13 protein-coding genes (1 of these 13 running past the window's edge) are annotated in these 10851 nt (G+C 62.7%); 8 read left to right on the top strand and 5 right to left on the bottom strand.

Going from position 1 to position 10851, the window contains the following annotated elements; genetic code table 11:
• Positions 1-9 precede the first annotated feature (9 nt).
• Entirely contained in the window at positions 10-561 is a 552-nt protein-coding gene (locus ACO054_RS10830) for an RNA polymerase sigma factor (protein WP_421706588.1), read from the bottom strand.
• Between the two features lie 184 nt (positions 562-745).
• Between ACO054_RS10830 and ACO054_RS10835 the strand changes: the two genes are divergently transcribed.
• Positions 746-1390: a GMC family oxidoreductase gene (locus tag ACO054_RS10835; RefSeq protein ID WP_421706589.1), complete on the top strand. Its 645-nt coding sequence runs from the start codon at positions 746-748 to the stop codon at positions 1388-1390.
• A 37-nt stretch (positions 1391-1427) separates the two neighbouring features.
• A complete protein-coding gene (locus ACO054_RS10840; RefSeq protein ID WP_421706590.1) occupies positions 1428-2009 on the top strand; it encodes a hypothetical protein in 582 nt (193 codons plus the stop codon).
• A gap of 126 nt (positions 2010-2135) precedes the next feature.
• On the opposite strand, the gene ACO054_RS10845 is transcribed toward ACO054_RS10840, so the two are convergent.
• Positions 2136-2561, bottom strand: coding sequence for a methylated-DNA--[protein]-cysteine S-methyltransferase (locus ACO054_RS10845; protein WP_421706591.1), 426 nt, complete (start codon positions 2559-2561; stop codon positions 2136-2138).
• 153 nt (positions 2562-2714) lie between these two features.
• On the bottom strand, positions 2715-3329 hold the full coding sequence (locus ACO054_RS10850) for a DUF3237 domain-containing protein (protein ID WP_421706592.1): 615 nt from the start codon (positions 3327-3329) through the stop codon (positions 2715-2717).
• A gap of 186 nt (positions 3330-3515) precedes the next feature.
• Here ACO054_RS10850 and ACO054_RS10855 point away from each other — a divergent pair, with 186 nt between their 5' ends.
• Positions 3516-4022: a MarR family winged helix-turn-helix transcriptional regulator gene (locus tag ACO054_RS10855; protein ID WP_421706593.1), complete on the top strand. Its 507-nt coding sequence runs from the start codon at positions 3516-3518 to the stop codon at positions 4020-4022.
• A gap of 52 nt (positions 4023-4074) precedes the next feature.
• Here the strand turns inward: ACO054_RS10855 and ACO054_RS10860 are convergent, their stop codons facing one another.
• Complete coding sequence (locus ACO054_RS10860) at positions 4075-4530, bottom strand: MarR family winged helix-turn-helix transcriptional regulator (protein ID WP_421706594.1); 456 nt, start codon at positions 4528-4530, stop codon at positions 4075-4077.
• A gap of 187 nt (positions 4531-4717) precedes the next feature.
• On the opposite strand from ACO054_RS10860, the gene ACO054_RS10865 reads away from it, so the two are divergent.
• The 5 genes from ACO054_RS10865 to ACO054_RS10885 all read left to right on the top strand — a co-directional run bounded on the left by ACO054_RS10865 (position 4718) and on the right by ACO054_RS10885 (position 9774).
• Positions 4718-5470: an SDR family NAD(P)-dependent oxidoreductase gene (locus ACO054_RS10865; RefSeq protein WP_421706595.1), complete on the top strand. Its 753-nt coding sequence runs from the start codon at positions 4718-4720 to the stop codon at positions 5468-5470.
• A gap of 673 nt (positions 5471-6143) precedes the next feature.
• Entirely contained in the window at positions 6144-7049 is a 906-nt protein-coding gene (locus tag ACO054_RS10870; protein ID WP_421706596.1) for a metal ABC transporter substrate-binding protein, read from the top strand.
• Complete coding sequence (locus tag ACO054_RS10875; RefSeq protein ID WP_421706597.1) at positions 7039-7800, top strand: metal ABC transporter ATP-binding protein; 762 nt, start codon at positions 7039-7041, stop codon at positions 7798-7800. Before ACO054_RS10870 ends, ACO054_RS10875 begins: the two co-directional genes overlap by 11 nt.
• 4 nt (positions 7801-7804) lie before the next feature.
• The gene (locus ACO054_RS10880; protein WP_421706598.1) at positions 7805-8743 is read left to right on the top strand and encodes a metal ABC transporter permease; all 939 of its coding nucleotides are present in this window, start codon (positions 7805-7807) and stop codon (positions 8741-8743) included.
• Complete coding sequence (locus ACO054_RS10885; protein WP_421706599.1) at positions 8740-9774, top strand: metal ABC transporter permease; 1035 nt, start codon at positions 8740-8742, stop codon at positions 9772-9774. Before ACO054_RS10880 ends, ACO054_RS10885 begins: the two co-directional genes overlap by 4 nt.
• A 298-nt stretch (positions 9775-10072) precedes the next feature.
• On the opposite strand, the gene ACO054_RS10890 is transcribed toward ACO054_RS10885, so the two are convergent.
• On the bottom strand, positions 10073-10851 hold the 3' portion of the coding sequence (locus tag ACO054_RS10890) for an alpha-hydroxy acid oxidase (protein ID WP_421706600.1). 370 nt of this gene lie beyond the right edge of the window; 779 of the gene's 1149 nt are visible here — the last part of the coding sequence; the start codon falls outside the window, past its right edge; its stop codon occupies positions 10073-10075.

Here is a 10851-nt window from a genome sequence, read left to right on the forward strand (position 1 = left end):
TTCTACCGACTATGACGTCCGAGACGGCGATTCGGAGGAGCCCTCCTCCAACGAGGTTTTGCGCCGCAGCGCCCGCTCCAAGGCGGCCAATGCGGTCACCATGTGGGTGACCACCGTTGAATGGGCTATTCCTAGGTGCGCCGCGACCTGACTGTAGGTTGCCCCTTCGAAACGCGCCATTATGAACACTTCCCGGCAGCGCGGGGGCAGCGCATCGACGGCGGCCAGCAACGCACCGAACTCCGCGCGATCGATCGCCGTCGTCTCAGGCGACGGTTGCGGATCGGCAATGCCGGCGACGACACGTTCGACGCTCTCGACCTCCACCCGGTGGGCGACATGGCGCTGATGGTCGAGCGCCAGGTTGGCGGCGATGCGGAAGAGATAGGCGCGCGGATTGCCGACGGTCCGAGCACCGTTCGCACTGGCCGCGCGGACCCAAGTCTCCTGAGTCAGATCCTCCGCCAGCGCCGGGTTACCGAGCCGGCGTACCAGAAACCGCAGCAGCGCATCGCGATGCTCCAGGAATACCGACAGCAGCCCTTCGCGTCCCTCCGACACAGCGGCTCAGCCGTCGCGGTCAGTTATGGTGCATCGCGGCATATCGAACTGCATGCTTCCAGTGCCGGTCGGCAAGACAAACGGGATAAGATCTAGCGGACTCCGACCGTAGCTTCGCTGCGAATCGTTCTCAAGTTCGTTTCTTTACGCCGCCTCGCAGGCCTCTGTCGGATCGCGGGAAGCCATGATGCTACTGACCCGGCGCGGTCCGCTGTCCCTGGGAGTCAATCAGGCCGGCGGTTTCGTCAAGTCGCGCCCCGGGTTGCGCAACCCGAATCTGCAGCTCTTCTTCTCACCGGTCAGCTACACCAAGGCGCCGCCCGGCAAACGGCCCCTGATGAATCCCGACCCCTTTTCCGGCTTCCTACTGGGGGCGCAACCGACCCGCCCGACCAGCCGGGGACATCTGGAAATCCGCTCTCAGGACCCCTTTGAAGCGGTGGCGATCCATCCGAACTATCTGGCGACGGACGAGGATGTTCAGGACCTGCTGGAGGCAGCCAAGCTGATCAGGCTGCTCGCCGCGGCACCGTCTCTGGCAGCGGTGATCGAAGCGGAGATCGCGCCCGGCCCCCAGGTCCAATCCGACGAGGACCTGATTGTCGGCTGCCGCATGCGGGCCGGCACCGTGTTCCATCCGGTCGGCACCTGTCGCATGGGGCCCGACAGGTCGCAGGATGTGGTCGACGCACGCTTGAGAGTTCACGGACTGGACGGTCTAAGAGTGGCGGATGCCTCGATCTTTCCGACCATTACCTCGGGAAACACCAACGCGCCGGCCATCATGGTCGGCGAGAAGGCGGCAAGCCTCATCCTGGAAGACTCGTAACTTGACCATATGTGCGTTACGCACATAATAATGGTCGATGTCGAGAAGACCTTCAACGCAATACGAAACCAAGACACTCGATGCAGAGACTTGGCCCGCCTTCGCGCGTCTGGTGGAGGCAAACAACGGTGTCTGGGGCGGCTGCTGGTGCATGTGGTATCACGGGACGGACAAGGGTTCGGACGACTCCCCGGCAGAAAAGCGCAAGGCGAAGGAATGCCGCGTCCGGGAAGGACGGGCCCACGCCTCTCTTGTCTTTGACGGCTCCGACTGCGTCGGCTGGTGTCAGTTCGGATCACCCGAAGAGCTTCCGCGTATCCACAACCGACGTGCCTATCTTGCAAGTGCTCCGGCGCTCCCCGACTGGCGGATCACCTGCTTCTTTTCCGGCAAGGGCCATCGCGGCACGGGTGTGGCCTCCGCTGCGCTCGAAGGTGCCGTCGCACAGATCCGAAAGCTCGGCGGCGGGCGCATCGAGGGATACCCGGACGACATCGAGGGCCGAAAAGCATCGCCGGCGTTTCTGTTCAACGGAGCGCTCTCGACCTTCGAGCGTCTCGGCTTCGAGCGATCGCGGAAGATCGGGAAGCATAAGTGGGTGGTGACCCTGACCGTATAACGCGCCTTTGCCCAGCCCTTCGGCGACAGCTCCAGTTCGTATCCCTTCACCCCGACCTTACCGGACAAGGTCTCGCCGCACGGCGGGCCACAGGATTCCGCTCACAAGAGGCGAAAATCGGCGGCGTTACCTTCGCGGTCTCACCGCCAGCGGGAGATTATCGAACAGCGTGGGCGGGCCGCCGAGCTGCGCGCCTTCTATCGCGAGCATCTTGAGCTTCGTCGCGACGCCGCCGGCCGCGGAAAATCCCGTGAGTTTGCCGCCCGCGCCGATGACACGATGGCACGGCACGATGATCGGCAGCGGGTTGAGGCCAAGGGCCTCTCCGACGTTGCGGGCCAGCCGTTTATCGCCGAGTTGCGATGCAATGGCGCCATAGGTCGTCGTCTTGCCGGCCGGGATCGCGCGGGTCGCGGCATAGACCTCTGCCGCAAAGGAGTCGATGCCGCCGAAGTCGCAGGCAACGAACGTGAGATCCGTCCCCTCCCCCTCAAGCAGAGCGGTCATCGACGCGATAGCGCGGCGAATGGCGGTCGGCGGTTCGCCTTTCATCGCACCCGTTCGCGCGGCCAGACGACGGCTGGTTTCGCCGGCGCTCTGGTCGGGAAGGCGCGTTGCGACGACCGCGTCACCGCACCAGGCTATACCGCAGTCGCCGAGCGCAGTTGGGAAAAGCGAGACCTGTACGACAGCGCGAGCCATCAGTCACTTTACAGCAAAGACGCGGTGGATCGGACCGCCATCGCCCGTTCGGGACTTGGTTACAGCTATGACGTTGTTGAGCCAAGCGTAGCGACGATCGCCGGTCTCGAACTGCGGCGCCGCACGGAAGTAGTAGCGCCATGCACCGGCTGGATCGTCGGCCTTTTCAAGATCGGTCGCGTAGTCGGCATCTTCCGGTGCCGACCAGAAGCGCCCCTGCCAATAGACGTAGAGCAAGGCCTTGTCGTGCGTCTCCAGGCAGAAGCGCACATCGAGAATGCCTATCCCGTCCGGCCGGATGCGGACCCAGTCGGCTCCAGCGTCGGGCACGACTCGCCCGCGCAGATGAGGTCCTTCGAAGGTGCCGCCCTTTACGAGAAAGATAAGACGCGTCCCCTCAGGCGTCGGCCCCACGTCCAGCGGCGGAAGGTGAAGCTGGACACGCGCCTCGAACAAAAACTCCAACTCGGGCGGGCTGTTCGCATCCCAGTCGGCAGCGCTCAATTCCAGGCCGTCGGAACCGGACTCCAGACTGTGGGCCTTGCCACACCCAACAAGCGCGGTCGCGGCATAGAGTCCCGCGCCAACGAGGACACGTCTGCGAGTTCTATCCGGCATCTTCTGCCCTCCGCCCGGGTTCCTCTCAATGCCTCGGTTCAATGCCCCGGCCCGCTTCACTCCGAGAAGGCGCCGCCACTCAGCGGCAACGCCAAACAGCACCTAGAGAGCCACGGCATCAATAATGTGCGCTGCGCACATATTGTCAAGTTGAAATTCGTGCGCGCCGCACATAACTTGCCGGCGATGATCGACCGTACTGCCAATCTGCTGGGTGTCGTCGGGCTGGCCGTCGCCGACCGCATTGGAGACGCCGCGCATGACATCCTTCGCCACGGCGGTGAGACGCCGGCGGCTCTGATCGTCATCGGATACGGCTCCGGCCCCTCCAACGATCAGCTGCGGCGCGTTCTCGGCTTGTCGCACCCGGGCAGCGTACGCCTTGTCGACCGGCTCGTCGCCGATGGCCTTGTCGAGCGTCGCGAGGGGCGAGACAAGCGTACGATCGCGCTGTACCTCAGCGAGCGGGGCATGGCCCTACGCGAGGAGCTTCTGAAGGGCCGCCTCGCCGCCATCCGACCGCTGCTGACCCGGCTGACCGACGTGGAGCAGGAGGCCCTCGCGGCGCTGCTCCACAAGATGCTGTTCTCCATGGAAACGACAGCGAGCCAGCGCCGCACGCTCTGTCGGCTTTGTGACAATCGCGTCTGCACCGACTGCCCCATTCCGGCCGACGAACTGGCGGAAACCTGAAACTCAAACCTGCGGCCCGGCCAATCGTAGCCCTCGCGGGACGACCAGTGAGTCAGCGCTTTTCGAGCAGATGGAGGAGCCGCCGCAGGAGGCTCGACAGCTCGGCTATGTCGTCCTCCCCCAGCTCCTCGATGAGAGTCTCCTCATGGTGGAGCAGCGACTCCACGGTGGAGTCGACGAGGTCCTTTCCCCGAGGCGTAAGTTCGATCCAAACCGCTCTCAGATCTCTTTCCGGTGCGGGCCCGCTGTCTGCCACCTTGTCGGTTGAGGCCGAGCGTGTGCTCCGCACCAGGCCGGCGGCTTCGGCGCGTGCCACGCGTTGGGTGATCGCGCTCTTGCTCACCCGACACCGCTCGGCCAGCTCATGCACTCTGAGGCGGAAAGGATCCCCGGATCGCCTGAGGTTCGCCAGGAGATCGCGAATTGCCGGCTCGAGGCCCAGCTCGTTCATCGTGCGGCGCCGGTCGTCGGAAAGAAGCTTGGCGATCCGCCAGACGCGCGTGATCACCCCGATCGACCTTACGGGCAGATCCGGCCTTATCCGGACCCACTCTCTCTGGATCCGGTCGATGTCGTCAGGCGCGTCTGGCCCGCTCCTGCTTTCCGGCAGCTTGCCGCTTTGATCCATCCTTGACATGAAAGATGTTTAGGCCTTAACGATATTTCGATCAACAGCAGAGTTCGGGAGTTGAGATATGCCGCGTACAGTCGTCGTCACTGGCGGTGGGACCGGTATCGGTCGCGCCTGCGCCGAGCAGTTTACCACTCAGGGCGACAGAGTGTTCGTCACCGGCAGGCGCGCCAAGCTGCTGGACGATGTCGCGAAGGCCATAGGGGCGACGGCGGTGACGTTCGACGCTTCCGATCCGCAAGCCGTGGCGGCTGCCCTCGACCAACTGCCGGATCGCATCGATGTCTTGATCAACAACGCGGGCGGCAACACCGACCTCGCCGGCTCGGCCTCTCAAGAGACGGCCGAGGAAACGCCGAGGTCAGCACGCTTGGCCCAGGTGGCGTCGCGGTGGCACGCCAATTTCGCGGCGAACGTCTTGACGGCCGTGCTGGTCACCACCGCCTTCGAGGCTCGCTTCGCCGACAACGCCCGTATCATCACCATCGGGTCGATCGCCGGCCGCAATGGCGGGGGCGGGTCCTACGGTGCAGCCAAAGCGGCGGTCGAAGCCTGGACAGCGGATCTGGCACGGTCCCACGGCCCCCGCGGAATCACCGCGAACGTCGTTTCACCGGGGCTGGTAGAAAGCACGGAGTTCTTTCACGGGAAGCTGTCCGACGAGCGCCGGGCAGCGCTGACCGAGGCGGCCTTCACCAAAAGGGCAGGACAACCGGACGACATCGCAGCCGTCGTAGCCTTTCTCGCCTCTCCGCAAGCGCGACACGTGACAGGCCAAGTGATCCCGGTCAACGGCGGCGCCCACCTGGCGCGATGATTCGTGACGGGGATTTTGTGACGGGGACTACTGGGCCTGTTGCTGGAAGGGAACCCAGGGTCTCGACTGCGCGACAAAGAAGCGAAAGTCAGTGCTCTTAAGCCATCTCGTTCTCGGGCTTATGCGGCGCCGCTGGAGCCACGGTTTGTCGAACTGGTTACGAGGGCATGCGCCCGTCGACAGAAGCAGGGCCTCGTCCGGGCAGCGGCGTGAGAAGCCAGCCTAATCCAAGAGGCCAAGTGAGCAGGTGAGGCCGGTTGGGCAAAGGTGTTGATGCCCACAGCAGACTCTCGCGCGGGTGATGGAGGGAGTTCCAAGCGCCTGCGACGTCGAGCAGACGGCGGACAAGGGCGGGCTTTCAACGACCGACGCTGAGAGTCGGGCTCGCCATCATTTGGCCACTGGACAAGTCCCTTGTATGAGAATAATTATCATTTGCGTCTACTCAGGGTTATATGCGCTGCTGCGAATTGACCGATCCGGACCCACACCTGTCTTACCTCTGAGCTTCGGGCTCGGCAGGTTGGATAAGGGGGCGCAATAGTCCGAATGGCTGGCACGGTGGCACTCTGCCTTCGACCGCTGTCGGGTTATGTGTGACGAAGGACCGCTTTGGACAAAACAGAGAGGTAACGTGATGCAAACACACTCTAGATGGACCTCAGGAATCGGCGTGGCAGTCAGTGCCGCAGTGCTGCTGGCAGCCTCATCAACGGCTGCCTTCGCTCACGGCCTGACGGTCTACGCGACGACCGGCTACCTGGCCGACGCGGTCGCGAACATCGCGCCCGAGGCGGAGATCATCACGATGGTCGGGCCAGGGGGCGACCCCCACACCTACCAGCCGTCGACTCAGGACGTCGAGACAATCCAGAACGCTGACGCGGTCGTCTGGACCGGGCTGAATCTGGAAGCCCGGATGGATGACCTGCTGGAGAGCCTGGGCGACAAGCAGATCGCCGTCGGTGAGTTGCTTCCCGAGGAACTGCTTCTGGACTGGCCAGAGACCGACGCTGAGGGCAATGCGCTGCACGACCCGCACGTGTGGAACAGCCCTGAGGCTTGGTCGCTGATCGTGGGGTATGTTGCCGACAAGCTGGGCGAGATCGATCCGGCCAGCGCCGCGCAGTATGAGGCGAACGCCGAGGCCTACATCGCCGAGATCGAGGCCGCAGCCGCGGAGGCCGAGGAACTGCTGTCGACGATCCCGGCAGCGTCGCGCATCCTGATCACCGGGCACGATGCCTTCAATTACTTCGGCGAGACCTACGACATCACGGTCTACGCGACCGACTTCGTATCTTCCGACGCGCAGATAAGCCCCCAGGAGATGAGCGATCTGGCGGAGTTGATCGCCGAGAACAAGATTCCGGTCATATTCCAGGATAACCTGGCCAACCCCCAGGCAATCACCAGCCTGCAGGAGGCCGTCAGCGCCCTGGGCTGGGAGGTTGAGGTCTCCGACACGGAGTTGTTCGCGGACTCTCTGGGCGCCGACCCCGGGGTCGACACCTACCTGGGCGTGTTCCGCCATAACGCTCGCACCGTCGCAGAGGCACTAGGCACTGGTGGAGTATAAGAAGCACAGCGCCGTCGCCTGTCAGACTTGGGATTTATCGGTCGCCTACCGCGCCGACCCGGTGCTCCGCCGGGTGAACTTCAGTGTCCCGGTCGGCAGCGTGATGGGCATTGTCGGTCCCAACGGTGCCGGAAAGTCGACGCTCATCAAGGCCATGCTCGGCCTCGTGAAGCCGCTTTCCGGCACCTCGGGATTCTTCGGACGGCCTTTGGATCAGGTCCGTCACCGGGTCGGTTACATGCCCCAAGGCACGGGCGTGGACTGGGACTTCCCAACCACCGTCATCGATCTGGTCACGATGGGGACCTACGGCGAGCTCGGCTGGTTCCGGCGTCCCGGCAAGCCCGAGCATGATAGGGCGATGGCTGCACTGGAGCAGACAGGCATCCCCGAGCTCGCCTCCCGGCAGATCGGTGAATTGTCCGGCGGGCAGCGCCAGCGGGCCTTCCTTGCCCGTAGCCTCGTGCAGGCTCCGGACCTCTACTTCATGGACGAACCGTTCCAGAGCATCGACGCTAAGAGTCAGCAAGCGATGGTCGAGGTGCTACATGACCTCAGCGCCCAAGGAAAGACCTGCGTGATCGTGCATCATCACCTCGCCACCGTGCGGGACTACTGTAACCACGTAACACTGCTCAATCGTAGCGTGATCGCCTCAGGTCCGGCGGACGAGGTCTTCACCAAGGAGAACATTCGCACCGCCTACGAAGCCCGGGAAGGTGCCGAGGCGTTCCTGGAAACCGCAGTTTAGCTCCGTGATAGATCCGATCGAATTCTTCGGTAACCACACCTTCCGGATGGTGTTCTTCGGCACCTCCGTGATCGGGCTGGTTGCCGGTACCCTGGGGTCCTTCGCATATCTGCGCAAACAGTCGCTGATTGGCGACGTCGTCGCCCACTCTGCCCTACCCGGTGCGCTGCTGGTTTTCCTAACGTCCGTCGTGGTCCTGGGCGTGGGCGGGCGCAACATGCTGGCCGTGATGGTCGGCGCAGTCGCTACCGGCACACTCGCGGCGCTGTTCGCCAATTCGATCGCAGCGCGGACGAAGATCAAGATCGACACGGCCATGGCCATCTCGCTGACGGTCTTCTTCGGCGCCGGCATGCTTCTGCTGCGCATCATTACCAACGGCCCCTTCGCCGGTAAGGGCGGCATCGACGACTACCTCTTCGGCAACGCCTCCGTCATCACGATCGCGGACCTAACCACCAGCACCGCCGTCGGTGCCCTCGCCCTGCTCCTGATGCTGGTGTTCTGGAAGGAGTTCACGCTGCGGACCTTCGATCCGGTCCTCTCGACGATGCTCGGCTTCCGCGCCGGCGTCATCGATACGCTCATGTTCACCACAATCGTCATCGCCATCGTGATCGGCGTGAAGGCGGTCGGCGTCGTGCTCATGATTGCGTTCGTCGTCACACCTCCCGCCGCAGCCCGGCAGTGGACCAGCACCCTGCCGGGCTTGGTCGCCCTGTCCGGCGCGTTCGGCGCGATCGGAAGCGGTGTCGGAGCCTATCTGTCGGTCGCCCTGGGCAACGTCCCGACCGGACCCTTGATCGTTCTGACACTCTTCGTGATATTCTTGATTTCCTTGTTGGCTTCGCCGCGGCGCAGCATTTTGACCACAGCCCTGCGCCGCGCGCGGGCACGTGAGACCCTGCGGCACGAGCTGCTCATCGAAACGAAGGACAGATGAGCTTCATTGTCGGTACGAGTCTGCTCGCTGTCGTCACCGCACTGGCATGTGCTCTGCCCGGCGCGTTCGTCGTCCTGCGACGGAATTCCATGCTCGTGGAAGGAATCGCTCACGCCGTCCTGCCCGGGATCGTCGTCGGCTACGCTTTCACCCTCGACCTGAACTCACCCTGGCTCATCTTCGGCGCAGCGCTGGCCGGACTGCTGGTCGTGCTCGGCAACGAGTGGCTGATCCGCACAGGGCTGATCACCGGAGACGCTCCGCAAGGCTTGATCTTCCCTGCGCTCTTCGCTGCCGGCGTCATCCTGATCACCCTGGACTTCAACAACCTCCACCTTCACACGGATGTCGTCCTCGTCGGCGATCTGAATCTGGCGGCCTTTCGCCCGCTCATCGTGAACGGCGTATCGATCGGCCCACAGTACCTCTACGTCATGCTCGCCGTTTTGGCCGTGAACATCGCCTTCATCGCGATGTTCTACCCCAAGCTCAAGGTAATGACCTTCGACGATCAGTTCGCGGCCGTCCTGGGCCTGCGTACCGGACTGCTGAACACCGCGCTCATGTTTCTGGTGTCGGTCACGGTGGTTGCCGCTTTCCACGCCGCCGGCGCCATCCTCGTGATATCGCTGGTGGTCGTTCCGGCCGCGACCGCCCACCTGATCAGCCGACACCTCTCAGTCATGCTCGTCCTCACGGCCGTTTTCGCTATCGTGGGAGCCCTCGGGGGATTCTGGGTCGCCTATGTCCTGGACGCCGCCACCTCCGCAGCTATGGCTGTGTTCTATGGTCTGCTGTTTGTCTCCGTTGCCTTCATCGACGCGCTGGCGACACGGGTCCGCCGGAATCGTCGGCGCAGAGTCTCTCTGCCCACGGCGAAGCCCCAACCCGTTTCAGCCCAACCCGTTTCAGCCCAGGCCGTCGCTCCAGCCGGAGCTCCGACCGATCCACGACGGGCCATCACGCAACACCGAGCGATGCAAGGCGGCTCGCAAACGGATGCTTTTTCACGACCGCATGCCAGGCGTTAGAGCGGGATCGCCTTAGGTGGGATCGCCAAAGCGATTCCACCTAAGGCGATCTTCGACTGGTCCGCGGAGAAACGGGAGAAACTGTCGGAAACTTGAGCCCGAAAGCAGAATACCGGCACGTCCCTTTCGGGAGTGGCGGTATTTTAGTCCACCCTCGTCAGCCACAGAGGCTGTTCAAAGCGGCGGCATAAAGAACAGAGTTAATCCAAAAAATGGCTTCAACGGCTGCCTTCGGCCAGAGGCTGCCATAGGCGAAGCTCAGGTTTCTTGTCCATTCAAGGCTATTGAGTAGACGATGTCAGTGGGTGCGAAGATTTTCTCTGGACAACTGATCCAGGCGAGCCACGCCCATCAGCTTCATGTCGCGCTCAATCTCAATCCTGAAGTTCTCGAGCGCCTTTTCCACACCTCTCTGGCCGGCGGCGGCCAGGGCATATAGGTAGAGCCGGCCTCCTGAAACGGCTTTGGCTCCAACCGAAAGGGCCTTGAGAACGTGAGTTCCGCGTTGAATTCCGCCTTCGCAGACAACGTCGATCTTGTCACCAACGGCATCGCAAATCTCTGCGAGTTGATCGAACGGAGCCCTTGATCCGTCGAGCTGCCGTCCTCCGTGATTGGATACCATTATGCCTGTACATCCTATATCCACGGCGCGTTTAGCGTCCTCGACACTCATGATGCCTTTCAATGCAAATTGGCCGTCCCAATCCCTACACAGCTTTTCGGCGTCTTTCCAATTCATCGATTGGTCCAGCATGGTCGAAAAGTAGTCTCCGACGGATACGGCCAGACTTGTCCCTTCAGAGACGTATCCGGACAGATGAGGCATGTCGAATTTCGGCTTGGTCAAGAAATTCCAGGCCCACATAGGGTGAGTCGCGAAACTGAAAATGCTCGATGGCGTCAACTTAGGCGGCGAGGTAAATCCTGTTTTGAGATCTCGTTCTCTGTTCCCGCCAGTGATCGTATCAACCGTGAGCGCCATGACATCGAACTTGGCGTCCTTTGCGCGTTGCAAAAGCGCATGGTTGAGGCCTCGGTCCTTATGGAAGTAGAACTGGAACATCTTCGGGGTGT

This window comes from Algihabitans sp. (assembly GCF_965226985.1).
Lineage (GTDB): Bacteria > Pseudomonadota > Alphaproteobacteria > Kiloniellales > DSM-21159 > Algihabitans.